The organism is Neobacillus soli NBRC 102451, from assembly GCF_001591665.1.
GTDB lineage: Bacteria > Bacillota > Bacilli > Bacillales > Cytobacillaceae > Neobacillus > Neobacillus soli.
On record NZ_BCVI01000052.1, the window covers coordinates 20,519 to 47,111 of the forward strand.

Here is a 26,593-nt window from a genome sequence, read left to right on the forward strand (position 1 = left end):
TCATTTTCTTACCTAACTACTTGAGCTGTTACTAGCTTTATATAAAAAGCTAATAATGGAAAAATAGTTTGTCACCCCCTTTAATCGTCCTTTTTTACGTTTTTATATACTTCCTCTTTCTTGTGAAAGCCTTTGGCAATTACAGTCTCGTCGATTGTCTCTTTCGTTACCGCAACAGGTTCAAGCAAAATTGTCGGGACATTTATCTTTCCATTATTTTCTGAAGCATTTGTGTGGATTTTTTCACCTTTCGCTATCTTTACCGCTACTTTCGCTGCTGTTTCCGCCATATCTTTGATTGATGTATACACTGTCATTAATTGCGTTCCTTCAACTATCCTCTGGCACCCAGCAAGTTCCGCATCTAACCCACTCACCGGAATTTTACCTACCAGATTCTGTCCCGCCAATGCTTGGATTGCCGAGCCAGCCGTAGCATCGTTCGCCGCTATAATTGCATCAATTTGGTTATTATTTGCTCTCAGAGCAGTTTCCACATTAGACAGGGCGTCAGCTGGATCCCAATTTTTTGTCCACTGACTATATACAATCTCAATATCCCCTTTTTCAATCAGTGGCTGCAATATGTTCATATGTCCTTGTCTATATAAATGGGAGGAATAGTCAGTGTTAGCTCCTTCAATGAGCACATATTTTCCCTTTGGTGTATTCTCTACAACCTTTTTAGCTTGAAGTTCACCAATTAAGATACTGTCAAAAGAAATATATAAATCGATATCTGAATTGGTAATCAAACGATCATATGCAATCACCTTGATGCCCGCCGCATGTGCTTTTTCCACAATTGCTGCAGCTGCATCTGCATTATGCGGGACAACAATCAACACATCTACACCCTTGCTAATTAAGGTTTCTGCTTGAGCAATTTGCTTGGCATCATCTCTTTCAGCCGCTTCCACAAACACTTCAGCGCCAAGTTCCTTTCCTTTCGCAACCAAATAATCACGATCGCGCAGCCACCGTTCTTCCCGTAATGTGTCCATCGAAAATCCAATCGTTATTTTCTTTTCTTCATTTCTGCCTGTCTCTGTATTTACGTCCGCCTTTTCACTGGTCGTCTGAGTAGCAGCGTCAGTACATGCTGTAGAGAAAATAATAAAAATCAAGGACAAAAAAATTAGGATATTTTTTCTCCAAGCTACACTCATTCCTTTGTACCTTCCTATACTCTTTGAATATTTCAAATATAATTGTACCAAGTTTAAAGCGCTTACAAAGATGATTTCCTTGTACATTCTTGTTATCTATAGGACTTTTTGGTGTTTGATTAGTAATTTTTTCCTATAATCAGTTGGAGAAATATTGTGACTTCTTTTAAATACTCTGCTGAAGTAGCTTGGATCATGAAAGCCTACCTCAAAGGTAATTTCCTTTAAACTTTTGGAAGGATCCAACATCAGTTTCTTTGCCTTCATTATTCGGCATTCTGTTAAAAAGTCGATAAAGTTCGTTCCGCTATGCTCTTTAAATAGCTTGCTAACGTAATAGGGGCTTAAATTTACTTGTGCTGCAACAATTTCTAAACTAATTTCTCTATGTGAATTTTCTACAATAAATTGTTTAATTGTTTGAAATATATTTGGTGAGATTTCATTTTTCATTGAAGTAAATGATTTAAGCATTTTTTCTAATACCAATCGGCTTTCAGTATTCAATTGCTGATAATTGGTCGCTTGAAGAGAAAAAAAAGGGGTTTCGATTTCAATACCTATATCATTTAAAAATCGTGAAATTAATAATACAATTCGAAGCAGCCTTTGATGTGTCTCAGAAATGCTTTTTCCAGTTTCCTCACAATATTCAACGAATGACAATACTAGCTTTTGAACCACCTTCCCGTTCCCTTGTCGTAATTGTTCCAGGATATTTTTTTCCGTCTCAAGCGCCCGCCTGCTGCCTTCATGAAACTCTTGCTGCAACTTTTGAATCTTTATTTTCTCCTGCTTTCTACTATTGCTTTCGTCTTTTTCCCGCTGAATTCGTTTTGTTACACTTTGAACCGTTTCAATAATCGTGTCTATTCGACTTGGTTTAAGCAAATAATCCTTTACTCCCAAACGTAACGCTTGTCTTGCATACTCAAATGTTTCGTATGCGGAGACAATAATATATTGGATGGCCGAATTCTTCCTATTAATTTCCTTAATTGCTGCCAAACCATCCATCCCTGGCATTTGAATATCCATCAAAATAAGATCGGGTTTCAGTTCTTCAGCCAAACGAATGGCTCTCAGGCCATTTTCCGCTTCGCCTACAATCTTGATATTTCCCATGCCTTGCTCAATAATTTGTTTAAGTGCCATTCTCTCCACTCGTTCATCATCAACAATGAGAATATTAATCATTTTAATCTCCCTTCTGTTCTGGCAATCGCAAAATAATGCGCGTCCCTTGATTAACAATACTTTCAATTTCTATGATGTCATCTATCCCATAAAATAGTCGTAAGCGGCGGATGACGTTATGAATCCCAATACCTGTCGATTGTCCTTTATATTCTTTTTGCGGTTCCCCTTTAATGATAGATTGTATGGTATCATGCGGAATACCCGGTCCGTTGTCCTCAATTTCAATAATGTTTTGTATTCCCTGGTTTCGAATCCGGATGGCAATGTCGCCGCCTTCTGGGAAAGGTTCAATTGCATGAATTAAAGCATTCTCGACGAAGGGCTGCAGAGTGAGGCTCGGCAGTTTAACTGATAGACACTCCTCATCGACATCGATTGTATATTGGACCCTTTCCTCAAATCGTGCTTTTTGAATAGTAAGGTAATCTTCCAAACCTTTGATTTCGTTTTTGATTGTTGTAGAATTATCCATGCTTTTTAAATTGTAGCGAAGCAAATCGGCCACCGAGATAATTAAGTTGCTCGTTTCTTTTGCATTTTCTAAATAGGCTTTCTTAGCTAACGTGTTTAAGGTATTAAATAAAAAATGTGGGTTAATTTGGCTTTGCAAGGTTTTCAATTCGCTTTCTTTTAAAAGCAATTTATGTTCCTGCAATTCGCGTTCCACCTTTGCTTTAATCTGCATTTCGGCAATCAACTTTTTTAGGTTGATCCTCATCTGATTAAAGGTGCTGGCTAGAAAATTTATTTCGTCATTTGTTCGAATAGTGATGCTTTGTTCAAAATTCCCACGGGATATTTCCCTGGCGGCAGCCGTTAATGTTACGATAGGGCGGGTAATTTCGTTGGAAAATTTGAAAAAAATCAATAAAATAGTAAATGATGTCGATGCTAAGGTCAAAAAGCTTAACAATACTGAGTCCTTGCTTTGCTGAATGATTTTCTTGTAAAGATTAACGTAAGTTTCTAATTCTCCATTTATAAGTAAAAGTGTCGTTTCAGAAATATACGTTGAAGTCTTCGCTGCCTCATTAAAAAGAAATGATGCCTTCGTATCATTTCTTTTTTGAAAGAATGAGGCTGCAAGCTCCATTGATTCTAGCTGACTTTTGATCATGTTGTCGTAATTCATAAGAGATATGATATTGTTTTGGTTTCTTAAACCAATGAGCTTTTCTTGCGATTCTTTCAATTTTCCACTCAAGACCAAATACTCATTTTTTGAGTCAGCCGCCGCGTTAATAAAATAGTGATTTAAAGCATTAATTGAGTCCTGACTTAATTGAGAAACCTCCTTTATCAGCAAATACCTATGTAAAATTTCATTATAATTTTCAATGGTCTTTTGATTGGAATAAATCATTAACAACCAAACAAGCGAAATCATGATCCATATGACGGCAAACAAAAATATAATCTTATTTCGGATTGTTTTCATGGTATCTCACCTTTTTTCGAGCAAATGGACGCTTGTATAATAATTTGGCTCAAGGGGGACCTCAATACCTTCCAGCCATCTAAGCATATGGGTTGTACTTTGAGCGCCGATTTCTTCTGGATTCTGCATTAGTGCGGCGGAAACCACTCCGGTGTTAATGAGTTCCGAAATCTCCGGATTCTGATCAAAGGTATAAATTAAGTAATCCTGCAGTCTCCCCCTTCCTTTGACAGCTTGGACAATTCCACTAGTCGCCTCTTCAGTCAAACCGAGAAAAACTCTGCATTCCGGGTAATTGTTCAGCAGTTCCGTCGTTTCCTCCAAACCGTTCTGAGAACCAGCGGTATGGTTTGACACATCTAATATTTGTATATTTGAATTCGACGCAAGAGCATTTTCTACCCCTTGCTTTCTCAATGAAAGATAGCCAATCTGTGTATCACCATAAACAATCCCTATCTTCCCTCCGTCTCCCATCTGAGTGGCTATATGTTCTCCCAAAATAATACCTTCTTGATAATGATTGGGACCCACGTAAGTTTTACGTAAACTATCCGGTGCATCGGTAAAAACGGTTATAACCGGTATCCCTTTTTGCAGTGCTTTATTCACAATTTGGATAAATTCCGGGTGCTCTTTTCCTTGAACAATAATTCCATCTACTCGGGAAGAAATGGCCATGTCGATATTTTTCAAGTAGCCAAAGATGTCAGCTTGAAACGTTTCTTTAAACTCGATTGCCACTTTATTCTTGTTTGCCACTTTTTGTGCCCCTTCTTTAACCTTATTCCAAAATGGACTACCCGAATCCCCCGAAATAAATACGATTCGATAAATATCTGTATCATTCGGCTCTGAATAGATAGGGACTTTAGGGTGTACCAGCACCACTTTAAACGTAAAAATTGCAAGCATAAATAAAGTAATGAATCCACCTAAATATAGGAATACAATAATAATCCTTTTCTTTTTTATTACCCTTCCCTCCCCATTCTTTTGTCTCTGATATCTATGAATAATTTTCTCTGCAAGATAATGCAAACCCTCTAATTCGCAAAATATAACGGAATCTCTGTTAATTCGACACTATTTGCGTGTATTGGAACCACCTTCTAATCTCCTTCGGGTAAAGTAACGATTATTAATCGTTACCTGCAATCAGTCAAAAAAAAATAAACCTACTTTTGAATGAGGTTTATTTTTTCCGATTTTAAGTTTTCGTCGATGGCTTTCATAATCGTACCAACCTGATTTTTTCGTTTAGTTTTGAATAGTTGTTGGAACTATATTTTTTCGTTCCTAATGAAACTAGCACCATATTCCTAGAACGGTTTTAATATCATCAATGTAATAATGATCAAGAAAATCACATTTTCAAGGTGTTCATATCGAAAGAGGACTTTTGATAAACGCCAATATTCTTCAGGGATTTCTTCGCCTGTATGGGAGGCTAATAGGGCCTTAACCGGTTTTGATCTAGGTGATAAGACGAGTGGACCGATGGCAAGAGCGATCAAATAAAGAATGAGACTTGTTACGTACCACCCCATCTGAAACAAATAGTGATGCATTAATCCCATGCCTAGACCTGTGACCAATAAAAGGACGCCGCCTACCATAACAAAGATATGCAGCTTATGTCTGATTCTATATGAATGTCTCAATTCGGTCATGTTTTTCCCGGATTTAACAACGGTTGTTAAAATAAACCCTGGTCCCATTCCCAAGATTGCCGAAATAATATGTATAAACACTAGGACTCTATAGAAAGTATCCACCTTTATGCAACCTCCATTACCTACATGCTCCCATTTTACCACAAAACCCATTATTATTTATGTTATACATATCTAATCTGACTTTGTCCATTTTTCATCATTAAGTCTCGCACTGTTAAATGGTATAATGTAAGAAAACTTAGGACCAATAGGATACCTGAAAGGGTGCTTGTATCATAAATAAAATTATTAAAATTATCTTTATTATCATTGGCTTTTTAGCCCTCGGCATTGGCATTTTGGGCATTATTTTACCTGTAGTACCGACGACACCGCTCTTACTTTTGGCATCGTTCTGCTTTGTGAAAGGGTCCAAACGATTTGAGCGCTGGTTCAAAGGGACAAAGATCTACAAACGTCATTTGGAGAGCTTCGTTAATGAGCGAGCGATGACCTTAAATCAGAAACTTGCCATATTGCTATTTGCTGACGTGATGATCTCCATCCCTTTCTTCCTTATCGACAGCCTTATTGTGAGGATTATGCTGCTGTTAGTTATTTCATATAAGTATTATTATTTTTTTAATAAAATAAAGACTGTACAGGTTGCGAAGGCTGAAGGCAAATAAGACAAACGTTGAAGTGGGATCTTCCAAATGATTGGAAGGTCCCACTTCTAGTTTTACATGTCTTTCAACTTTATTGAATAGAATCAATTGATGCGTGCTCAGCCCGTTTCTTGATTACGTTTTAATTGCGCATATACCTTTTGGTAGGCAGCAGCTTCATTGACCATCCCTTTATTTTGATACATTTTACAGATTTTCCGGACAGGAGAAGGATTCTGCGGCTGTAGTTCCATTTCCCAAAAGAAGCAATCAATCGCTTTGTCGAATTGTTTAAACTCGGCATAAAAATCCCCTAATTCCATCATCCTGTCGGGGTTCTCTTCCAATTCGAACATTTCATTGATTTTTCTAATCACCTCTGAATCGGGATGTAACGTTTGAATGGGTGCAAGTTTTTCATGGACCGTATTAAGGTCATGCTCTTCAAGCAGAATAGCAGCAATTTGAAAAACCTTTTGCTCCAATTGCTTTGATTTTTCATCATGGGGCAGGTGCTGCAACAATTTAATAAATTCATCAAAGTGCGCAATTACAAATTTTGAATCGGAGTTTTCCCATATTTCTTTGAGAAATGCATCATAGGAAGCTGGCAGGTCATCGATAAAATTCAATAAACATAAGGCCGCCTGTGTATAATGACCTTTTTGAAGCATTTTTTGGATAATTGATTTTGTTTCGGGTAACTCGCAAAACGGATTGATGTTTACCTCACCTAATATTGGAATCCATTCCTCCATTGTGACAAAGCTTAACGCAATCTCTGTATATTTTTCTATGGATTTAGGCTCTTGAAGCTTATCGGCAGTTTCTAGCCATAGCAATAACCCAATTAAACCATCTTGTTTACTTAGGATTTCTTCTAACAATATTCGTTCCTCTGGATTTGAACGATTTTTGAAGCAATGGATTTCGACATAAAGTGGATCTTTCTTAAAGATGGCAGGTAGACTTGAGGAATGATAAAAATGGTGGTAGGAATGGAATTCTTGTGAACCCATACGATCCTTTGCTGATTTAAATGCAGGTGCAAAGTTGTTTAACATTTGAAGGACCTGAAAAGATTTCATAAAGTTTCCGTCTCTTCTGAAGTGAAAAAACACCTTGTCAATCGTCTTGATCAACTGTTCCTTCTCAATAAAGGAGTCAAGTGTTGTCGCAATATAGGCCATTTCCTCTAGAGAAAAATGAATTTCGAGTTGCGGGAAGAGTCTGCTTTTATTCGGAATTGAAACAGATAAGTGGGGGATCAGTGCGGTTGCTAACGGATGCGGTGATTGGATAACAAGACCCTCGGAAAACGCCTTACTAATGAATGTTCCTTCTTCTACCTTATCAAGCTTATCCCCATAAATAAGGGTATTTTTATAGTAGATAAAATAATATCTTTCGTTATCAGCAGTCATCACTTCTATTACCTTGCTTCTGGCAAATACGGCTGCTCGAATGACATTACCCTTTACGAGTTGCTTTTTATCCTTTATTGTCATTTCTGTTGGCATGATCAGTTCTTTATTCATTTCCATTCAGCCCCCTATCATAATAAATACACGGGTAAACATCATTTATTATGCAAGCGTGTCTATCGATACGCTTTTGTGAGTTTATTATAACACAAGTATTGAAAAAGTGTGTTTGGTTATCCGCCGTTGGAAGTCAAAAAGGGGCCATCCAAATAACTGGATAGCCCCATTCTTATCGTTTAATTTTCACTGACTAAACCTCTGTGCTCTTTTTCAAAACGGCTGCACCCTTGAATAATGGAACAAGGATAAGGACGCCGACAATGAATAGCAGGGCGGTAGTCTCATACATGGCAACAAGAGAGAAAGTTTTCTTCAACCAGCCGCTTGCTGTCATCGTTATGACCATGGTTCCCATAAAGATTGGGTTTAAGATTCCGTTGACTCGGCCAATAAAGGCGGAATCGGTGTTCTTTAAAATCATCGTATTGATCCCGATGTGAATGCATGGCATGAACAATCCACTGATAAATTCCGCAGTCAAAGTCAGCCAGAAAAGATCAGAGAATCCCATCACGATAAATCCAAGCGCACTAACCGACATTCCAATCGCAAGCAGGATTTGCGGGGCGATGTTTTTTGCCAGCCCCACCGTAAGACCTCCGCCTAATATCATCCCAATTCCAAATGCTGCCATCAGCCATTGCAGCTGTTCTTTTGGCAAACCGAGCTGTTCGGTCACTAGGAAAACGGCTAATGGCTGGGTAAGTCCGAGCGCCAATCCCGCTGCAGCAAAACTGCCGCCAAGTAATGTCAGTGCCCGGCTGTTCCAAACATACTTGAAACCAGCCTTCATTTCTTGCATAACTGTCGTACTCTCGGCCTTCTCTTCTATCTCGTAGTCTTTCGGGAGCAAGAACAGAATCCCGGCAGAAAGCAAGAAGGCAACCCCCATAATCGCAATCGCGACATCAATGCCGAAATGCTGGTAAACAAAGGTACCGAGGACTGGACCCAGGATCATAAACAACGCAAAGATGGTTTGGTAAATCGACATCCCCATCTGAATGAGCTCTTCTTTTACATGCAGCTTGAACAGCTTCATACCGGAAGGCTGTGAAAACTGCGACAGAATAGAAGAAACTAGTGTCGCGAAGAAAATAACCTTCCAGCCGCCAAAGACAAGTGCTAGTAACACAACAAAGATGGAAATGGCGCTTAAGAAATCACACCAAATCATCGTCCGCTTCGGGCGCCAGCGATCTGCAAAGGTTCCCCCGATAAAGGAAAACAGAAAGATGGGCGCAAACTCAGCAACAGAGATGAGCGAGACTGCGACTGGGTCTTCATTGGTCTTTTCAACCACGAATAACAAGATTGAGTAATTCCTTACCCAAATACCGATTTGCAAAAAAAACGTCGAGAGCAATAATGTCCGGATTACTTTATTCCGAAACAAAGAACCGATGGTAATGTCTGAATTTGTTTTTTCCATAAAAAAACCTCCTTATCCAATAAATCTGGATAGGAGGTACAACAGGCAACAAAAAGTCAGACTCCACCATCTGTCCTTGTTTGTATCAAAAAAGCCCGTACTAATCCTATCCAAGAAAATTTATTCGTTTTATCCCGAATGAACGGGCAGAATGACTCCCACCGATGGAAGCTTCACTTTATCGAATTGTGTTCAAAATAGGGATTAGTAGATCATTGGCCTTAAATTCACCCTTCCGAAATCACGTATTTCTATATTACTTTATTTGTTTATGAGATACAAGGAATTTTTGTAACTTTGTGGGAAGTTATTCATTCTTTTATCCCCTATTATTACCACTGACTGCCAATTACATTAAATTTTACATCCGCCTTTTTATATTAGTCTTTTGGTCTAAATTTTACGATAATCATATATTTTATATAAAGGAGAAAATACAAGCATTTTTATGTAACACATTCCAAAGAAATAAGGTGAGGCCAAAAATGTTTGCTGTTCATTTTTTCGAAAACAAAAATCAGTTGTTAACCCAGCTGCTGAGACGAGTTCCTTCCGTAGGTGAAGATTTAACCATCAAAGGCCGCAAAGGAAAAGTTTCAAGCGTTACTAGTATTGATGAAAAAAATATTCATGTGCAAATTATTTTAGAAACCGTTAAAAGTAATAAACCAATTGTAGATAATTCAAAAAAGAAAAAAAGGTAAATAAACTAAGGAACGAACATGATATTTAATATGTTCGTTCTTTTTGTTTTTCAAGCTTACGTAATCCGTATAACCCGTATTTCCCTATCCCCCCAATCTCTACTTCAAATGCAGAACCATAAATTCATCATCATAATAAACGCCATCTACGATGAGGGCTTTTTCTTCCAATCCAAAAGCTTTGAATCCTAATCGGCTATAAAGCTTCTTCGCTTTTTCATTACTTGCGGTTACGGTTAAATTAATTTTTTCAATTCCTTCTATACTTCTTGCTTTATTGACCGCTTCTGTGAGCAATGCTCTCCCCACGCCGAAACCTTGTTTCTTTGAGGTGACATACATGGCAAAAATGTTTGCCCGATGCTGGATTTTCACCCGGTCCTCCTGAAGTAAGGTGACAACCCCGACTAGTTCATCATTGTCAAAAGCACCGAATGTATAGTTTCCTTCCGTGGTAAAGTTACTAGCCACCTGTTCGACAGGATTTTCTCTTTTTACAGATTCCTCATAGCTGGACAAAAAGGCCTCTGGATTTTGTTGTAATGCCTCTAATCTCAATACCCAATAACTTTCTGCATCTGCTGGGCCAAGTAATCTAATTTTCACCGCTATTCCCCTCCGTCAAACATTTTTCACTGCGTATTCTTTCTATTTTACCATTAGACACTAAAGTCTGAATATATAGATTTCTGTGGAATTAGCTTGAAAAGGGTACAAACCTAGAGCGCGTCTACACCGTGATACATATAAATAAAGTACAACCTGACAAGAGGGATAGATGGAAGGGGGGGACATGAGCGGATTAATAAAGGATTAGAGGAGGAAGAGCCGTCTCATGAAAAATCATGAATCACGAGCAAGAATGAAAGGGGAACACCATGTTTTTACAACCTATGATCTGGATTACGATATTATCCTTTGTGGTCACACTCATTCTTATTCTTTGGAGACCACGGGGAATGAACGAGGCGATACCAGCCACAATTGGCGCCATTTTTGTCTTCCTTAGCGGCAGTGTTACATTATCTGACCTCGGAGTCATTACCGAAACAATTAGCGGCGCGGCGATTACCATCATGGCTACGATTGTAATGGCCATCGTCCTCGAAAGTTTTGGATTTTTTCACTGGGTGGCGGAAAAGCTGGCCGCGAAATCAAAAGGGTCAGGAATTCGCCTATTCTGGTACGTCAATCTTTTATGTTTTCTGATGACACTTTTTTTCAATAACGATGGCAGTATCTTAATCACAACACCTATACTTGTCATGCTGTTAAACAATATGGGCTTAAAAAATCATCAAAAAATTCCCTATCTGTTATCTGGCGGTTTAATCGCCACCGCATCAAGTGCTCCAATAGGAGTAAGTAATATTGTCAATCTAATTGCCCTTAAAATCGTCGATATGAGCCTGTATATGCACACCGCGATGATGTTTGTACCGGCTACACTTGGTCTCCTGTTCCTAGTCGGGCTTCTGTTCCTACGGTTTTACAAAGTCCTGCCAAAAACCGTTCCAACAAAAGTATCCGGGCTTTCATTGCCAACCTACCACCCACTTAAAAAAGAACCTATTTACGCATCGGATAAAGCTCGTTCTAAGTTCATGCGGAATGTTCTCCTGTTCGTCTTTGCCGTCCGTGTCAGCCTCTTTGTTGCATCGTATTTAGCTATTCCGGTCTCGGTTATGGCCGTCATCGGTTCACTCATCCTTTTAGGCTGGAGATGGGCTTATTTAAAAATACCTCCCTACGATATGCTGAAAAAAACACCTTGGTATATCCTAGTTTTTGCTTTTAGCATGTATGTCATTATTTACGGGTTGAATAACATCGGTATGACGGATTGGCTGATTGCCTTCATGCGTCCAATGGTTTCCGGCAGCCTGCATCATGCGAGTATCATGATGGGTATCCTGCTATCGGTTCTTTCCAATATCTTCAATAACCACCCTGCGCTTATGGTTGGTACTCTGACATTAACTCAAATGGGCCTGGACACGCTTACCCTGAAGGTAGCTTATCTTGCCAACGTGATTGGCAGTGACATGGGGTCATTGCTACTGCCAATGGGAACGCTCGCCACCTTAATGTGGATGCATATTGTCAGGAAAGGGAAGGTACGAATTACTTGGTTTGAATATGTAAAAATAACCGCGGTCGTCATTCCTCCAGCTGTTTTGTTCACTTTGATTATTTTATCGCATTGGGTTACTTGGATCTTTGGTGGAATGCTTCAATAACTAGACTAAGGGAATAAGGAGAATTACGATGACTGAATTTAATGAATTAATCGGTAGAAACATTGAACTTGAGCTTTCAGGAGGAAATTTGTATAGAGGGATCTTAATCGATTCTGGGTTAGATATCATTGTTTTATATGTCGGCAGAAGTGGGACCTTTCTCTACATTCCAACCTTTCATATTCAGCAGTTAAAGGAAGTGCTCATCCTAGATGAAGAAGTGTACGATCCGCCTTCTGAAAAACCGCTTGAAACTGCAACGCAAATGATATCCTTTCGGAAAATATTAACGAATGCTAAGGGCCGGTTTGTTGAGGTATACGTGACAGGAAATAAATCCATTCATGGGTATTTAACGAGCATCATGAACGATTACTTCGTCTTTTACTCACCTGTTTATAAAAACTTATTTATTTCGATGAATCATGTAAAATGGCTGACACCCTATCCCGAGGATGCAACACCGTACTCTTTAGACAAGCAGCACCTCCCTGTTCATCCTACCTCGATTCCACTCGCCAGATCGTTTGAGGAACAGTGCAAAAAAATAGTGAATCAAATGGTGGTCATCGATGGCGGCGATAAAAGTGAAAAAATTGGTTTACTGCAACAAGTCCGCAGTAACAAACTTATTCTTATTACGGCTGAAAGGGAAACGGTTTATCGTAATTTAGCGCATGTTAAAACAATTCACTTACCGTAGCCTTTGGTGTTAGTGTTAGGCATGTTTGATTTCAGACGATGGCAGGGGTGAGAATGGCTTGGTTAGAAAAAGACAAAAAAAATAATCCATCATGTTTGACCGACTAAGATGGATTATCGCTTACTTCCCATACAATCTTTGACCGTGGCACAAACCCCGCGGTCCTTCTTTACATTCACCTTCAATCCCTAATAATAAAATATGAATCACCGCAACACAATGTTCATGGAAAAAAGCTGATTTTTAGGGATTGGTGTCAGGCACCATTCGTGTACATTTGTCTTCCAGTGGTGGACACTATTATTTCTTTTATTTTCCTAACTAGTACAGGAGTCGCCCCAAATAATAAGTTTAATAATATATATGGTATTATTAGGGATTATAAGACAAGCAGGGGGTGAGTGGAATGGAACCGAAATGGCTGGAATGGGCGAAGCAGCTTCAGTCGATTGCACAGGCCGGATTAACTTATTCAAACGATGTCTATGACTTGGAGAGATTTGAATCGATAAGAAATATTAGTGTAGACATTTTAGCGCAACATACGGATATAGAAACTACTGTAATCAAGGATTTATTTGCAAACGAAACTGGTTATGCCACACCTAAAGTAGACATTCGGGCGGTGGTCTTTCAGGATGAGAAAATTTTAATGGTCCGCGAAAACATGGATGGCCTATGGGCGTTACCTGGCGGCTGGGCTGATATTGGACTAGCTCCAAGTGAAGTGGCTGTAAAAGAGGTCGCAGAGGAATCGGGATTTGATGTAAAAGCAACCAAATTGTTAGCTGTCATGGATATGAAGTGTCATCCCCATCCGCCTTCTTCCTATCACATTTATAAACTATTTATTCAATGTGAAATTATTGGCGGGAAGCCCAAGAAAGGCATCGAAACAAGTGATGTGAATTTCTTTGCTGAAAACGAATTGCCTCCGCTTTCAACAGCTCGGAATACAACATCACAAATTGAAATGGCTTTTACCTATTTAAAAAATCCTCAAAAGCCCATTTATTTTGATTAATAACAACCAGCCCTTCTGTTCAACCCAAAAAAGTAAAAAACCAAGATGATTTTGAATTCCATCAAAATCATCTTGGTTTTTTACTTTTGGCTGGCAGCCAAAAATCTGCCGCCATTAATTACTTTAACCCTTTAAATCCGTATTTTTCTAAAATTTGCATCGACTTTTTATTTTGAAGATATTCGTAGAAAAGTTGGGCCTCTTTTAGATGTTTGCTGTTTTTGATCACACCAGCTGGATAAATAATCGGCGCATGGCTATTTTCCGGAACTGTAGCACAAATTTTAACTTTGGTTGAAATTAACGCATCCGTCTTATAAACAAGTCCCGCGTCAACATTTCCTGTTTCTACATAGGTAAGCACCTGGCGGACATCCTTGGCAAAAACTGTTTTCCCTTCAACAGCTTTCCAGACGTTTATCTTTTCTAATGTTTCCTTCGCATACTTACCGGCAGGTACCGATTCAGGAGTACCAATGGAAATTTTCCCGGCCTTTGTTAGGTCCTCCAACGAGTTTATTCCTTTTTTTGAATCCTTAGGAACGACGAGCACCAGTTCATTGCCAACAAGATTGGTTCCTTGTTTCTTATCGATCAGCCCGTCTTTGACTAATTGATCAAATTTGTCCTCAGCCGCAGAAAAAAAGAGGTCAACAGGGGCTCCCTGAGAGATTTGTTGTTGCAGCGCCCCAGAAGATCCGTAGTTATAGGTTATTTTTATGTTCTGATTTTCCTTCTCAAATGATACCTTTATATCATTTAGCGCTTCTTGTAAACTAACAGCAGCCGAAATCGTCAATTCCACTTGTCTTTCTGAAGCTTTCTGCTTCTGCCCTTTATTTGCAGAACATCCAGATACAACTAGCAACAATAGCATGAACGAGAATAATAACAGCTTTACTTTTTTCACCAATCCTCTTCCCTTCTAACCCCAATGGTTACATTATTCAAAAATACTAGACAATAAATTTAGTAAACCAGGCAATATATTCTGCACCCGGAATAAAGAATGCCTGGGCCAGGATGGTTCCTAGTAAACGAGAAATAATCATCATAAGCGATACACCTTTGAGATTGAGGTAACTTCCTTTTTGATTGATTACGTCATCCGCTAGAATGGAAATTTTCGGATCAATAAAAATGATTAGTAGAATCGTTGCAATTCCATTGATAAGACCTGACGCCATGATTGCTGTCGATGCCCGTTCAGGAGCTATTAAAGCAGCATATAAAGCTGACAATACTCCAATAGTATAGATTGCCGTTATAACCATATTAATGACGAACAATCTTAAAGGAAAATCTTTCAATCTAATATCCTTTAAGTAGGACAGTCTTGGCAAATGAATATGTTTTACTCCACGTTTTATGTATTCGAGAGTGAAGCCCTTTTTGATTAAAACTGGAATAGAGCCTCGTTCCTCAGATAAATGAATAATCGCTCGTGAAAAAATGGCAATAAACGTCGGCAGTAGAAGTATTCCTATGATTGTTCCCAATGTTGACGAGCCAATAATGACCCTATATTGATTTTCTACAAAATTTAATGTATTTTCTTTTGGAGCATTATCAATTAGACTGCCTGTAAATGGTTGCTGCATCATATTCGCCAATCGAGAGACCATAACCATCAAGTTAAATAAAGATAAAGCTGAAGCTAACAATCGTACTCTTGCCCCAGATAATCGGACTGCATAGGCAAGTGTTTCGATGGAATGGATGATAAAGATAAATAGTGATATAAGTATTAATTTTTCCGTAAATAGTTCCAAAATTGGATTCCCACTTAAATATTTTTATTCCTATATTATCATATATATCTGGTAGTTAAACAACTTCTAAATATTCATGGGAGATTGTTCCTAGGAATAGAGTACAACCATTGCTACTATTGTTTTTTTCAATAACGGCACACTAAGAAAAGCTGCCTCAATGACAGCTTTGATCTTACACCATCCCCATGGGCCTAGATTCTCTTTTTAATATCTTCCCTTATTAAGTCAATGATATTGTCAGATAAATTTGCTGGAATGGATGCTCCATCCTTAAAAACCCAGGCATTAATGATTTCAAGATCTGCTTTTTTAAACGTAATGCTATATTCTTCTTTTTGGTGCGTAAAATCTGCTGTAACGTACTCTTCACTATTAAAATCATCGTCAATAATCATGTTATTTATTTCATATGATGGCTCCACGATTAATCTCCTTTTTTATTTCTTTATATCTATAGAGTTAACCTTATATTTTTGTTTATTCACCTTTTCCAACCACCCTGGACATATTGTCAAAAAGAAAAGTTCGCCTCACTATTTTGAGTAACGAGCCCGTTAGCAGTTATTGTTTTGAAATTCCTACTCCTTTGGCATTTTGCTCATATCCATATACAACACATTCCAGCGATGGCCATCCAAATCAGTAAAACCACAGCCGTACATCCAACCTTGATTCTCCCCTGGCTCACCAAAGATTGTACCGCCAGCCTCTACCGCCTTCTTTGCCATTTCATCTACCTCTTCTCTGCTCTCGGCATCAATGGAGAGCAATACTTCAGTCGCTTGCCTTGTATCGACAATTTCATTTCTCGTAAAATGTTTAAAAGTGGAATCCGGAAAAAGCATTACGGCAGCATTACTATCTCCAATGATTAATTGTGCTTGATCACTATTGCCATGTTGCGTATTAATTAAAAAGCCAAGCTTGCTATAAAACTCTTTTGCTTTATTTAAATCTTTTACCGGCAAGTTAATCCAAAACTGTTTTGTCATAGTTATTTTCTCCCTTTTTTAATTTATTTGCCCTAATCTTTAAACCATTTTCACTTCTTATACCACTAAACTTACCTGTTGGTATGGATACAGAATTTCTGTTACCTTCTCATATGTAAAAAGCTTATAAAAGTTTGGCCATATAGTATTCATCCACAAATTCACCAGCAATATAAAGGGAATGTCTTTTTGTCCCTTCAATCTCGAATCCCATTTTCTTATACAAGGCCACACCTGCCGTGTTCCGAGTTACTGTCGTTAACTCGAGGCGGCGTATATTTCGTTCAATCGCCCACTCTTTAAGGCTTTCAAATAGTTTAGTTCCGATTTTCTGCCCTCTGTAATCCTTTAAAATTCCAATCACAATATAGACAGAATGTTGGGTTCTTCTCGCAGTACCGCCTATCGCAAACAGATAGCCTACCAAGTTGTTGTCCTTTTCAGCAACGAATATAGTAGAGTTCTCACTGTTCTTCATACTCTCTATTCTATTTCTTTGCTGTTCAGCGGTAACTTGTCTTTCGCCCGCCTCCATCAGCATAAATTCCGATTCTTTCTCAACTTGTTTAATAAGGTTGACTAGGTCTTCCGCGTCTGAGGCCATTATTTCTCTAATTCCCAAAGTGATCTCCTCCTTTAAAAGTTTACCCTTATGTTTGATTATGTATCATCATTCTCATCCACTGTTTTCTCTTCTATAGCCTGATTTTGGATTTTATATGCATTCCAATTATATATTTCAGGTGAATTTCCTATATTGTTTATTAAGCTTTTTCCCGGCAAACTCCACTTTACTACTATTCATATGACCCCTTAACTTCCGGAAGCGATTGATAAGTCGAGTTGTTCTTTAGGATATCGAGAATGTCATGAACAAGTTCAATCATTTCTTTTCCATCAGGACTCTTATCACATTCCGACCATTCAAATTGGCGTTCACCGCTATTGATCCATACGTTCAATTCATAGCTCTTATACGGTTCCTGATTACATTCTTTGTTTAACTTCTTCTCCCCAAGGTAATTGGAGAGAATCATAAGTTTATAAATCTTGTTCATTTCCTCTTTTGAAAACTGAAAGTCACTTACGGCAATAGTTTCGCCATTCTGTAGATCCTTGACCAACCTTTGGTCCTTCGTATCAATTATGTTTTTCATGCCAACACCATATTTCAACTCAAAAGCAAAATAATCCTGTTGATCAACATCGTGGGAAATGGTTAATAACTCCTCGAGATTTGGACATTCTATTAAGCTATATTTTGTTTCTGTATTGGATTCATGCTTTTGAATCCCTTTACAAACGTAAGTTATTATTTCACCCTGGCCAAACTTATCTTTCGTAGTGTCTACCTTAATCTCTAATTTAGAGCCATTATAATCTAAATCGTGAAAAATAGGATCTCCCTCAATTGTAAATCGAGTCAGTCGAACCTTATCTTTTTTCCCACTTTGCATATTTTTAACAAAAAGATCTAACCGTTCGATATTTTCGACCATTCCATGCATATCTTTTATTTCGTTATTAGCAGGTCTATCGTTTTGTCCGTTATTATGGGGCTGGTTGTCTGAATTAGCACGATCTTCTTGGCATGCTGTAATAAACGCACAAAGCACAGTAATTAAACCAAGCAGGAATATTCTTTTTATCATGTTCCTCCACATCCTTTTAAAAGAAGAGACGAAGCAATTCCAAAAAGGTTTCGAAACATCAACCTTTAGTAAACTTAACAATAAATTCTTGAACGCTTGCCATAACTTCCTTTACAGCATCAATTGATGCTACAATATCACCTTTTATTTCAAGCCCATGATCAGCATTTGGAATCAATACTGAACTGACAAGTTCATTCTTTTTAAAAGAAGAAATTCGCTCTTCAATAAAATGATGATCTTGGTCACCTATCACACAAAGAGATGGCAGTTCGGTATTTAAAAGTGTATTAAATACATTATCATCTTTTAAAAGTGGTGTTAACCAGATGCCAAACGCATTGTGGCTGAAATTCTTTTCCGTCCATTCGATTGCCATCGGGATTGTTCCAATCGATTTACTTAATAAAATGCACTGTTCATACGTGCTGTCTTTCAGTACTTCGTCGACAACCGCCTTCACATCCTCATACATCCAGCGATCTTGTTCGCTTCTTGTTAGCTTTTTAAAGTGTTCATTTTTAGCGAAATCGTAATTAATATGTAGAACATCCACATGATTGTTCAAACACACACCGGTAGCATAATGAAAAAGCGGACGCTGGGTGGAATAACCAAGTCCCGGCAGCATGACACAAATGGATTTATTTGGATTCTCGCTACGAATCCACATATAAGGGATGGTTGAATACTCATTTCTCACCACTTGATTTTCAGTAAATTGATACATTCCATTCACCTCATTGGTTGATTGCTTAGATAAGTTGCTGGTAGGGGATTGTGATAATCCCAGCAAACGATTGTCGCACTATCCCGTCCATTATTTTCATGAACATGCTGTAAAATACGCTCTACACTTGAGTGGACTGGCTGCCCCGAACATTCCGTATAAAGGTTGGAAGGTGTTTCATTGTATCTCCCGCCGCATTCTAATACTCCATCTGTCACCAAGACAATCCGATTACGACCAGCCCTCAGTTCTCGAATTCCCGATGAATAGCACGGAACAGACTGCGCAAACGTATTGACTTGACCAATCCATTCATAAAACTGGCGTTGGTTTAAGGCGTATTGCCCTAGCTTATGTAATTCGTCGTGGAAAAGATAGATTAAGCAATCCCCGATTGACAACCACCATAAATAATTTTCTTTTCTTACGGATAGCAGGCAGGCGGTTTCACCCTGGATTTGTTTACATGAATCAAGAAATGACTGGGACTGAAAAATGGACAGGATATGCTTCTCAAATGATTGAAAGGCGGCTTCTACAGGTTCCTTTAAGCTTGCAGCTAGTTTGTCCCACTCTTTTTCGATGGTTTTCATCACCAGGTCGACACTTGCGGCACTGTTATGTCCGTCTAAAATCATCGCAAATTCCCAATCTTTCCCCTTCACCACCATTGCCCCATCTTCATTTTTATGAGCCCCCGCCTGTTGATTGCCGCCATATCTTCCCAAAACCATTTGACCACATGATTCTATGTTAATTTGGTTAATACAGGGGTCTTCCTGTCCTATCCATTGCAGTTTCCGGAATGAAACACAGTCCCCATATGGCTCCATTTTAATTCCCCCTAAAAGTTTCCCGTTCTAATCTTTTCATACTTTTTTCCAGTATTACTACATAAGTTAAGGCTTGAAACGCAAAGCTAAACGTAAAAAAATAAAGAGGTAATTTACATGAGAAAGCTGTTATTAGGTTTTTTTATCATAATTGGGTTTATCTTTGCCAGTGAAAATCCACTGAAATTAATTAACACAGCCATTGCTCAACAGAAACCAATTCCCCCGTATGCTAAGTGGGGTACCTTTGCAATGGAGAAAACGCAAGAGGGGTATCCGAATGCTAAAATAATTGATTATCTTCATATCGGGAGAATTCATGGTCCTCATTCCACAACCGAAAGATTCAAATTGTGGTTAAAAGATAACACTAGAGAATTTGGTGTCTTCGTAAATATTGAATTTAACAATGAAACAGGAAAAGTCATTAATGTCACTTTTAAGGAATCTTCCAGATAATTGTATTTGTTTCCCTAATCCAAAAATTTGATTTCGGCAATTTTCCCGCTTTTTAAGAACCCAATGTTTTGGTACACCTTATTGGAGGCAGGGTTACTGATGTCTGCATACAGCATCGGGATTAATTTTTCTTTTTCTAAAATGGCACAAAGTTCCGCTACCAGTGCGCTTGCATATCCTTTTTTTCGCTGATTAATCGGAGTAAACACGGCGTTAATTCGTGCATGTCTTGGGGAACGGTGGGATATATTCGCCATCGACACCGGCTTCCCATCCACCAGCCAAAGATACAAATTGCCCGTATCAATCATTGTATTTGCCTTAGAAAGCTGGGTGCTCGGCTCAACTGGGGTCCCGAATGCATCTCTAGTGAAACCGGCCAAATAATCGGCAACGGTATCCACATCTTCTCGTGCAGCTTTTTTGAGGTCCCCAGGAACATTGTTAGGCTTAACTACATTCGGACAATAATAGGATTCCATCGTCATCTCGACAGTATATTTTTTTGAAAAATAATTCGCAAACATCTTTGCAATCTCAGGATCACTCGTTATTCCAGGTAATGACTCCCTTTTTAATTGATTTACTAATTCTTGAATAATAATAGCTTTCCGTTTCTCACCTGATACCTCTTTTGAAATCCACAACCAGCCGTTATGCCCAGGCGTATGGGCAAAAATCACTTTTCCATCCGCGGTTTTGAGGCATAAGGCATCGCTGCCCTCGCATATTCGGTGGAAAAGATTATACTGCACTTCATCAAAAACAAACGAACTTCCTTCAGCCATTGCCTTGTCGTGAGGCAGGAGTTTTGTAAACATATGATTGCCTCCTAGATTATTTTTTCTATTAAATTCGTCAAAAGGGATCCACATACCTCCTTAATTTCGGATTATTAGTTCAATGACAATGGATTTCAAGGGTGATTAAAAGTTTGAGATGTTCAAGGATTGTACTATGATTAATTTAATTCTATTATTTGAGTTGAGCGATGGTATGGGGCTGTGACCCTTACTCTTACACAATTTAGAGAACAATTTACCAAAGGAGTGGTAGAAATGGCACGTGTATTATTTATTAATGCTGGATCATTAGGACATATCAATCCAACTATTGGAGTTGTGGAAGAGCTTATTTCACGTGGAGAAGAGGTAGTATACTTTACTATCGAAGATTTTCGAGAACGGATTGAGAAGACGGGGGCAACTGTAAGAACCATTGATGTTCAAAAATTTTTAAAAGCCTTTATCTCTGGCGGAAGAAATAATCTCCTTGAAAGAATCAACGGTCTTTTACGTACGGCAGATATCATGATACCCAGCGTTCTGGAACAAATCAAAGGAGAGCATTTTGATTACATCATCCATGATTCTATGTTTGGTTGTGGACGTTTACTTGCCCAAATCCTTAAACTTCCGGCAATTAATTCGTGTACTTCTTTTGCGGAGACAAAAGCATCATTCGATAAAATGTTGGATCAGCTTTCTGGAAAAATTCCAACCGAAACATTCGATGAATTTCAAAGCCTGACGGTAATGGTGAAGGAAAAATATGGTGTGGAAATCCGTTCACCATACGAAGTTTTTTGTAACCCTGCACCACTTACAATTGTTTATACAACTAGGGAATTTCAACCTTTTGGAGAAACATTCGACCAAACATACAAATTTGTAGGTCCTTCGATCTCATCACGATTAACGCAAGAAAATTTCGACCTTACTGCAATCAAGGGGAAAAGCCTAATTTACATTTCACTGGGTACTGTCTTTAACCAAGCAAATGATTTCTATAAACTTTGTTTAAAGGCTTTGGGGAACAGTGATCATACCGTTGTTATGTCTATTGGGGAAAAAGCTCAACTATCTGATTTGGGGGAGATTCCAAAAAACTTTATTGTAAAAAATTATGTTCCACAAACTGAGGTGCTAAAATACACGAAGTTGTTTATCACACATAGCGGAATGAACAGTACCCATGAAGGTCTCTATTACGGGGTTCCACTAATTGCAATCCCGCAAGGCGCGGATCAGCCGATCATTGCCGGGCAGGTTGCCAATATCGGAGCAGGTATTAAATTACAAATGCAAAACTTGACTGCAAATCAACTACGTGAAGCCGTTGATCATGTGTTAAACGACCCATCCTTCCATAAAGCTGTTGCAAATATTAGGGACTCCTTTCAAGAATCGGGTGGGTATCACCAAGCTGTGGATGAGATTTTCAAATTTAAAATTCAATATGATATCTAAAAATAAAAATTTCTCAGCCGCCGTTATTGTTGACTTTACCTTAGTAGATACTTGAATTAGTCACTGTTTTTCTTATCAGAATAGGGCATTCTCGTTATGATAATTGGATTATCTAGTAGAGCGTTTGGAATTTGTTGTGGTCCCAAGCCACTTGGCATATATTCAACATTTTTAGCTTCAGGCTGGAGCGGGTCATTAACAGAGTTCATGATGATGATTTTCTGTTTATATTGTTCACTTTTTGTTGCTTGTCCCGCTTCTGTTTTGTTGCAACCAAATAAAGCGACGCTTACTATCAAAGCTAATAATCCTAATAGGAAGTTTTTCATGATCAACACCCCTCTATTACTCATTATATTAAATAGGGGGAAATTTTATCCTTTCTAAAAAACAAAAGGAAGCTTAAATCCCCCTTTAGCATCTTTTATTCATTCGGTCCAAAAACTCGTCTTTGAATATCCGGTGTTTCCTTTTTCTCAATCCGCGTTTCCAAAGTGGTTCTCATGCCCGGCGCCAGCAATTCACATTGTGCCAATTCTCGCATTTCCTCAAAATCCTGTTTCCTAGCATGGATGATTTCATTGCATTTTTGGATTGTCCACTGTGGATACGGCCGGTCAACTAGCGTAAAGGTATGCCTTTCCTCCACAAATCCTTCTTTTAACACACGAAAATACCAGCCGGTTCTGCCCGTGTTTTGTAATAACAATGCTAGATTTTTTACCTTAAAACGGCGTGCCGGCTTCCAGCACGGCTGTCTAGGCTGCGATACTTGGACAACGGCCTCGCCAATTTGAAGGGTATCGCCAATCGAAATCTCTTCTTCACTCACATGTTCCATAACAAAATTCTCACCCATTCCCCCTGTTGATATCTGTGAGAATCCTAGTTCTTTTTGCCAGTATGTATAGTTTTCAAACGCATAAGCAAAAACAGCCTTTTCAGGACCGCCATGATGTTCCACATCACCTTGCCCGTCGCCCGTTAACCCTGTTTTCCCAACCCAGACAGGCCCTTGAACCGATTCTTTAAAAATGGCGCTTGTCCATTCCCTGTCCATTGGACGAATTGCCTCATTATTTCCGACCGTTTTTGGCAAACCAACAAAAACCTTTTTCAATAGAATGTCCACTTTTTCCAATTCCTCCTGTAACCTTCCTCTTACTCATCCTATTTAAATTCGGCAAGAAAGTAAACACTCCTTCAATACCGCTAGAATTATGAATAAAAAAGAGGTTACCATTCGTGTCATGCAGCATCGGGGATTACATGTTCTTGCCAATATTCCGGAAAAATAGAAATTAAGGGGGAAACATCCATGGATCACAACTAACAAAAATTATCTGATTATATCGACGTGCTGTCATCCCAAATCAAAAGCTTGTGAAGATTTATTACCGAACAAAGGATAAAGATAAGTTACTGTATTCTTTCCATACGTATATTTGTGTATTTTTAAAACAAAATACGATATATAGAAGCTTTCTTTAAAAAGGATATTATTTAGTTATGTCCAATATTGACTTGCAAGGAGAAAATGGGTGAATACGAATGAAACATTTAAATAAAGCAAAAATTTTTACATTCTTAAAAATTATTTTTCCAATGATCCTGTTAGGACTTGCCGTTTATGAAATTAAAAAATTTACTGGAAACGTTAATGTTCAATTGCTTCGTCATGAAGTTAGTCAATTGCATTTTGTGAAGCTTGCTTTGATCCTATTGATTACTTTTTGTGCTATATCCCCGATGATTTTCTACGATGTATTGTTAACAAAAATTTTAGCAATTAAAGTACCTTTAAAAGAACTGTTGAAAAAGTCCTTTATTGCGAATACCTTTGCAAACTTCATTGGGTTTGGGGGTCTCGCTGGGGCAACAATAAGAGCCTTTTCCTATCATGAATATGAAACAGAAAAGAAAAGACTGTTGAAGATCATTGCTTCAGTTTCACTTTACTTCCTTACCGGTATCTCCTTGCTGGCCTGGATTGTACTAGTTGGATATAGAGATTTCCCTCTCCTTCATGATAAAAAATGGCTATTTTGGGCCAGCGCAGTGGTTAGTTTATATTTGCCGGTTTTTTTCGTCGTCTTTCTCATTCAACGGAAGAAAGCGGCAGAATTCGTATTGGATTGGGGAATCGCATTAAGACTACTCTTCGTTTCTTTATTTGAATGGATCGCCATTTTTCTTGTATTTTGGCTATTATGTCTGATATTGAGAATTCCGATTGATTTTGCCCATCTTGTGCCAGTATTTATTGTTGCATCATGCGCCGGTATCATTAGTATGATTCCTGGAGGCTTTGGCTCCTTTGACCTAGTTTTCCTTTTGGGAACTCAGTCCTTGGGGGTTCCGGATGAAAAAGTGGTTATCCTGCTACTGTTTTATCGTATCGGCTATTTTATCCTTCCATTTTTAGTGGGGCTAGTGTTATTCATTAAGGATTTTTGGAACAAATGGAATAAATCGTGGAACAATGTGCCTGATGCCATCCTTGCGAGGACTAGCCACATCCTTTTAACCCTTTTGGTCTTTCTATCAGGCCTTGTTTTGCTTCTTTCGGCAGCTGTCCCGGGAATTATCGGTAGGCTCAAGATTGCGCAAGAATTTTTATCGTTTCCAATCATGAATATTTCGCATCAGCTCTCCGTTGCAACTGGTTTTCTCCTGTTCGGTTTATCCCGTGGCATTCAATACAAGGAAAAAAGGGCATACCGCCTAACGATTGTCGTTTTGATTTTTGCGGCCTTATTCACCTTCTTAAAAGGATTTGATTATGAGGAGGCATTGTATATATTAATTGTGACAGTGCTCTTAGGCGTTTCAAAAAAGCGGTTTTACAGAGAGCGGTTTGTGTTAAGCTGGGGCAAAACCATTTTTGATATTGGTTTGTTTGTCGTCATTACCTTGATGTTTGTATTAATCGGTTATCTCAATTTGCCCTCCACCGAAATTAAAGTGAATCCAAAACTATCGCCTTATCTGATTAAAGACTATCGTGATGTATTTAAAAGTGCGTTAATCGGCTTGTTTATCGCCATGGTCCTTTTTTTCATCGGTTATTTGTTTAGACGGGATAAAAAATGGGAGCTGCAACCTTCCCGTACTCAGGAAGAAAAAATTATCGACCATTTGGAGCATTATCATGGAACGGTCCTAACCCATTTAATCTTTTTACATGATAAATTTATATATTGGAATAAAAAAGACAACGTCATGTTTGCCTATCAAGTATATGCGGACAAGCTCGTCGTCCTCGGTGACCCTGTTGGAGACCGGGAAGAAATGCCACTTGCCATAGAAGAATTCCGAGAAACAGCAGATCTTCATGGGTATACGCCTGTTTTTTACGAGGTCAGCGAGAAAATGCTCTCTTTTCTGCATGAAAACGGTTATGACTTTTTCAAGCTCGGTGAGGAGGCTTATGTTGACTTAGACAGCTTTTCATTTAGCGGCAAAAAAATGAAAGGAGCCCGGGCAGTAAAAAACAAGTTTGAACGTGAGAATTATCTGTTTGAGATTGTAACCCCACCCTTTCAAGAAGATTTCATAAATAAGCTAAGGGAAATATCAGAAGAATGGCTTCAGGGAAGAACGGAAAAGGGATTTTCCCTCGGTTTTTTTGATGCGGATTACCTCAATAAAGCTGAAATTGCCGTTGTACGAGAAAATGGAACGAAGATTCTTGGATTTGTCAGCTTGGTGCCGGTTTATGATCAAAAACAAACGATTTCGTTGGACTTGATGCGCTTCGAGAAGGATGCACCAAACGGAACGATGGACTTTGTTTTTCTATCATTATTTGAATGGGCGAAAGAACAAGGGTATAAACACTTTAATATTGGGATGGCGCCTTTATCAAATGTGGGACTGTCAAAGTTTTCGTTTTTAAGTGAAAAAGTGGCTTCGCAAATATTTTTGCATGGGCAATTTCTCTATTCATTTCAAGGGTTAAGAAAGTTCAAAGAAAAATATGCCGATATGTGGCTTCCTAAATATTTAGCTCATCGAAAGAAAACCTCCTTGCCCATAACGATGGCACAAATCACTTTATTGATTGGAAAGATAAGAAAAAAATAGTGACGGATAGACGGGAAGAAAGATTGGCTTTTTTTGA

27 protein-coding genes are annotated in these 26,593 nt (G+C 38.5%); 8 read left to right on the top strand and 19 right to left on the bottom strand.

The annotated features are described in order from the left end of the window. Positions 1-80 precede the first annotated feature (80 nt). From BSO02S_RS17530 to BSO02S_RS17550, 5 genes are all read right to left on the bottom strand, one after another. Complete coding sequence (locus tag BSO02S_RS17530) at positions 81-1,169, bottom strand: sugar ABC transporter substrate-binding protein (RefSeq protein ID WP_066070260.1); 1,089 nt, start codon at positions 1,167-1,169, stop codon at positions 81-83. 96 nt (positions 1,170-1,265) lie between these two features. Further along, complete coding sequence (locus BSO02S_RS17535) at positions 1,266-2,366, bottom strand: response regulator transcription factor (RefSeq protein ID WP_066070261.1); 1,101 nt, start codon at positions 2,364-2,366, stop codon at positions 1,266-1,268. A 1-nt stretch (position 2,367) separates the two neighbouring features. Beyond that, positions 2,368-3,807, bottom strand: a complete 1,440-nt coding sequence (locus BSO02S_RS17540; protein WP_066070264.1) for a sensor histidine kinase — start codon at positions 3,805-3,807, stop codon at positions 2,368-2,370. A 6-nt stretch (positions 3,808-3,813) separates the two neighbouring features. Then, positions 3,814-4,722 carry a sugar ABC transporter substrate-binding protein gene (locus tag BSO02S_RS17545; protein ID WP_142303752.1) on the bottom strand — a complete coding sequence of 303 codons (909 nt, stop codon included), beginning with the start codon at positions 4,720-4,722 and terminating at the stop codon, positions 3,814-3,816. A 407-nt stretch (positions 4,723-5,129) separates the two neighbouring features. Beyond that, complete coding sequence (locus BSO02S_RS17550; RefSeq protein ID WP_096190900.1) at positions 5,130-5,585, bottom strand: DUF2269 family protein; 456 nt, start codon at positions 5,583-5,585, stop codon at positions 5,130-5,132. A 203-nt stretch (positions 5,586-5,788) separates the two neighbouring features. Here BSO02S_RS17550 and BSO02S_RS17555 point away from each other — a divergent pair, with 203 nt between their 5' ends. Further along, positions 5,789-6,154, top strand: a complete 366-nt coding sequence (locus BSO02S_RS17555) for a YbaN family protein (RefSeq protein ID WP_268876013.1) — start codon at positions 5,789-5,791, stop codon at positions 6,152-6,154. Positions 6,155-6,252: 98 nt separating this feature from the next. Here BSO02S_RS17555 and BSO02S_RS17560 read toward each other — a convergent pair whose 3' ends face one another. Next, a complete protein-coding gene (locus BSO02S_RS17560) occupies positions 6,253-7,671 on the bottom strand; it encodes a hypothetical protein (protein ID WP_142303753.1) in 1,419 nt (472 codons plus the stop codon). Between the two features lie 196 nt (positions 7,672-7,867). After that, positions 7,868-9,109: an MFS transporter gene (locus tag BSO02S_RS17565; RefSeq protein WP_066070276.1), complete on the bottom strand. Its 1,242-nt coding sequence runs from the start codon at positions 9,107-9,109 to the stop codon at positions 7,868-7,870. A 485-nt stretch (positions 9,110-9,594) separates the two neighbouring features. Here BSO02S_RS17565 and BSO02S_RS17570 point away from each other — a divergent pair, with 485 nt between their 5' ends. Beyond that, positions 9,595-9,813, top strand: a complete 219-nt coding sequence (locus BSO02S_RS17570; protein WP_066070279.1) for a hypothetical protein — start codon at positions 9,595-9,597, stop codon at positions 9,811-9,813. A 99-nt stretch (positions 9,814-9,912) separates the two neighbouring features. Here BSO02S_RS17570 and BSO02S_RS17575 read toward each other — a convergent pair whose 3' ends face one another. After that, the gene (locus tag BSO02S_RS17575) at positions 9,913-10,419 is read right to left on the bottom strand and encodes a GNAT family N-acetyltransferase (protein WP_066070282.1); all 507 of its coding nucleotides are present in this window, start codon (positions 10,417-10,419) and stop codon (positions 9,913-9,915) included. Between the two features lie 272 nt (positions 10,420-10,691). Here BSO02S_RS17575 and BSO02S_RS17580 point away from each other — a divergent pair, with 272 nt between their 5' ends. The 3 genes from BSO02S_RS17580 (at position 10,692) to BSO02S_RS17590 (ending at position 13,780) form a co-directional block, all read left to right on the top strand. Further along, positions 10,692-12,053, top strand: coding sequence for an arsenic transporter (locus BSO02S_RS17580; protein ID WP_066070285.1), 1,362 nt, complete (start codon positions 10,692-10,694; stop codon positions 12,051-12,053). A 28-nt stretch (positions 12,054-12,081) separates the two neighbouring features. Continuing rightward, positions 12,082-12,756 (top strand): YwrJ family protein, encoded by a 675-nt coding sequence (locus BSO02S_RS17585; protein ID WP_066070287.1) that lies wholly within the window; start codon positions 12,082-12,084, stop codon positions 12,754-12,756. Positions 12,757-13,162: 406 nt separating this feature from the next. After that, a complete protein-coding gene (locus BSO02S_RS17590; RefSeq protein WP_066070290.1) occupies positions 13,163-13,780 on the top strand; it encodes an NUDIX hydrolase in 618 nt (205 codons plus the stop codon). A 118-nt stretch (positions 13,781-13,898) separates the two neighbouring features. On the opposite strand, the gene modA is transcribed toward BSO02S_RS17590, so the two are convergent. The 8 genes from modA to BSO02S_RS17630 form a co-directional block, all read right to left on the bottom strand. Further along, positions 13,899-14,690, bottom strand: a complete 792-nt coding sequence (gene modA, locus BSO02S_RS17595; RefSeq protein WP_066070498.1) for a molybdate ABC transporter substrate-binding protein — start codon at positions 14,688-14,690, stop codon at positions 13,899-13,901. 46 nt (positions 14,691-14,736) lie between these two features. Beyond that, complete coding sequence (locus BSO02S_RS17600) at positions 14,737-15,552, bottom strand: lipid II flippase Amj family protein (protein WP_066070293.1); 816 nt, start codon at positions 15,550-15,552, stop codon at positions 14,737-14,739. Between the two features lie 194 nt (positions 15,553-15,746). Beyond that, on the bottom strand, positions 15,747-15,977 hold the full coding sequence (locus BSO02S_RS17605; protein WP_066070295.1) for a hypothetical protein: 231 nt from the start codon (positions 15,975-15,977) through the stop codon (positions 15,747-15,749). Positions 15,978-16,133: 156 nt separating this feature from the next. After that, entirely contained in the window at positions 16,134-16,547 is a 414-nt protein-coding gene (locus tag BSO02S_RS17610) for a VOC family protein (protein ID WP_066070299.1), read from the bottom strand. A gap of 124 nt (positions 16,548-16,671) precedes the next feature. Then, entirely contained in the window at positions 16,672-17,169 is a 498-nt protein-coding gene (locus BSO02S_RS17615; protein WP_066070302.1) for a GNAT family N-acetyltransferase, read from the bottom strand. A gap of 175 nt (positions 17,170-17,344) precedes the next feature. Next, entirely contained in the window at positions 17,345-18,199 is an 855-nt protein-coding gene (locus tag BSO02S_RS17620; protein ID WP_066070305.1) for a DUF4362 domain-containing protein, read from the bottom strand. A gap of 58 nt (positions 18,200-18,257) precedes the next feature. Next, positions 18,258-18,929: an alpha/beta family hydrolase gene (locus BSO02S_RS17625; RefSeq protein WP_066070308.1), complete on the bottom strand. Its 672-nt coding sequence runs from the start codon at positions 18,927-18,929 to the stop codon at positions 18,258-18,260. A 5-nt stretch (positions 18,930-18,934) separates the two neighbouring features. Then, entirely contained in the window at positions 18,935-19,762 is an 828-nt protein-coding gene (locus tag BSO02S_RS17630) for a PP2C family serine/threonine-protein phosphatase (RefSeq protein WP_066070314.1), read from the bottom strand. 117 nt (positions 19,763-19,879) lie between these two features. Between BSO02S_RS17630 and BSO02S_RS17635 the strand changes: the two genes are divergently transcribed. Beyond that, a complete protein-coding gene (locus tag BSO02S_RS17635; RefSeq protein WP_066070317.1) occupies positions 19,880-20,221 on the top strand; it encodes a DUF3889 domain-containing protein in 342 nt (113 codons plus the stop codon). Between the two features lie 14 nt (positions 20,222-20,235). On the opposite strand, the gene BSO02S_RS17640 is transcribed toward BSO02S_RS17635, so the two are convergent. Continuing rightward, on the bottom strand, positions 20,236-21,042 hold the full coding sequence (locus BSO02S_RS17640) for a GNAT family N-acetyltransferase (RefSeq protein WP_066070320.1): 807 nt from the start codon (positions 21,040-21,042) through the stop codon (positions 20,236-20,238). A gap of 237 nt (positions 21,043-21,279) precedes the next feature. Here BSO02S_RS17640 and BSO02S_RS17645 point away from each other — a divergent pair, with 237 nt between their 5' ends. Further along, the gene (locus tag BSO02S_RS17645) at positions 21,280-22,470 is read left to right on the top strand and encodes a macrolide family glycosyltransferase (protein ID WP_066070324.1); all 1,191 of its coding nucleotides are present in this window, start codon (positions 21,280-21,282) and stop codon (positions 22,468-22,470) included. A gap of 56 nt (positions 22,471-22,526) precedes the next feature. On the opposite strand, the gene BSO02S_RS17650 is transcribed toward BSO02S_RS17645, so the two are convergent. Continuing rightward, the gene (locus tag BSO02S_RS17650) at positions 22,527-22,799 is read right to left on the bottom strand and encodes a hypothetical protein (RefSeq protein ID WP_066070327.1); all 273 of its coding nucleotides are present in this window, start codon (positions 22,797-22,799) and stop codon (positions 22,527-22,529) included. Between the two features lie 95 nt (positions 22,800-22,894). Beyond that, positions 22,895-23,602 (bottom strand): MOSC domain-containing protein, encoded by a 708-nt coding sequence (locus BSO02S_RS17655; RefSeq protein ID WP_066070330.1) that lies wholly within the window; start codon positions 23,600-23,602, stop codon positions 22,895-22,897. 419 nt (positions 23,603-24,021) lie between these two features. On the opposite strand from BSO02S_RS17655, the gene mprF reads away from it, so the two are divergent. Next, the gene (gene mprF / locus BSO02S_RS17660) at positions 24,022-26,556 is read left to right on the top strand and encodes a bifunctional lysylphosphatidylglycerol flippase/synthetase MprF (RefSeq protein WP_066070333.1); all 2,535 of its coding nucleotides are present in this window, start codon (positions 24,022-24,024) and stop codon (positions 26,554-26,556) included. Positions 26,557-26,593: the final 37 nt, after the last annotated feature.

Coding starts and splice junctions, on each gene's coding strand:
- mprF (WP_066070333.1), top strand. CDS start 24,022: ATGAAACATTTAAATAAAGCAAAAATTTTTACATTCTTAAAAATTATT.
- BSO02S_RS17645 (WP_066070324.1), top strand. CDS start 21,280: ATGGCACGTGTATTATTTATTAATGCTGGATCATTAGGACATATCAAT.
- BSO02S_RS17570 (WP_066070279.1), top strand. CDS start 9,595: ATGTTTGCTGTTCATTTTTTCGAAAACAAAAATCAGTTGTTAACCCAG.
- BSO02S_RS17565 (WP_066070276.1), bottom strand. CDS start 9,109: ATGGAAAAAACAAATTCAGACATTACCATCGGTTCTTTGTTTCGGAAT.
- BSO02S_RS17625 (WP_066070308.1), bottom strand. CDS start 18,929: ATGTATCAATTTACTGAAAATCAAGTGGTGAGAAATGAGTATTCAACC.
- BSO02S_RS17585 (WP_066070287.1), top strand. CDS start 12,082: ATGACTGAATTTAATGAATTAATCGGTAGAAACATTGAACTTGAGCTT.
- BSO02S_RS17620 (WP_066070305.1), bottom strand. CDS start 18,199: ATGATAAAAAGAATATTCCTGCTTGGTTTAATTACTGTGCTTTGTGCG.
- BSO02S_RS17610 (WP_066070299.1), bottom strand. CDS start 16,547: ATGACAAAACAGTTTTGGATTAACTTGCCGGTAAAAGATTTAAATAAA.
- BSO02S_RS17580 (WP_066070285.1), top strand. CDS start 10,692: ATGTTTTTACAACCTATGATCTGGATTACGATATTATCCTTTGTGGTC.
- BSO02S_RS17545 (WP_142303752.1), bottom strand. CDS start 4,722: ATGCTTGCAATTTTTACGTTTAAAGTGGTGCTGGTACACCCTAAAGTC.
- BSO02S_RS17630 (WP_066070314.1), bottom strand. CDS start 19,762: ATGGAGCCATATGGGGACTGTGTTTCATTCCGGAAACTGCAATGGATA.
- BSO02S_RS17540 (WP_066070264.1), bottom strand. CDS start 3,807: ATGAAAACAATCCGAAATAAGATTATATTTTTGTTTGCCGTCATATGG.
- BSO02S_RS17530 (WP_066070260.1), bottom strand. CDS start 1,169: ATGAGTGTAGCTTGGAGAAAAAATATCCTAATTTTTTTGTCCTTGATT.
- BSO02S_RS17650 (WP_066070327.1), bottom strand. CDS start 22,799: ATGAAAAACTTCCTATTAGGATTATTAGCTTTGATAGTAAGCGTCGCT.
- BSO02S_RS17535 (WP_066070261.1), bottom strand. CDS start 2,366: ATGATTAATATTCTCATTGTTGATGATGAACGAGTGGAGAGAATGGCA.
- BSO02S_RS17635 (WP_066070317.1), top strand. CDS start 19,880: ATGAGAAAGCTGTTATTAGGTTTTTTTATCATAATTGGGTTTATCTTT.
- BSO02S_RS17640 (WP_066070320.1), bottom strand. CDS start 21,042: ATGTTTACAAAACTCCTGCCTCACGACAAGGCAATGGCTGAAGGAAGT.
- BSO02S_RS17590 (WP_066070290.1), top strand. CDS start 13,163: ATGGAACCGAAATGGCTGGAATGGGCGAAGCAGCTTCAGTCGATTGCA.
- BSO02S_RS17560 (WP_142303753.1), bottom strand. CDS start 7,671: ATGAATAAAGAACTGATCATGCCAACAGAAATGACAATAAAGGATAAA.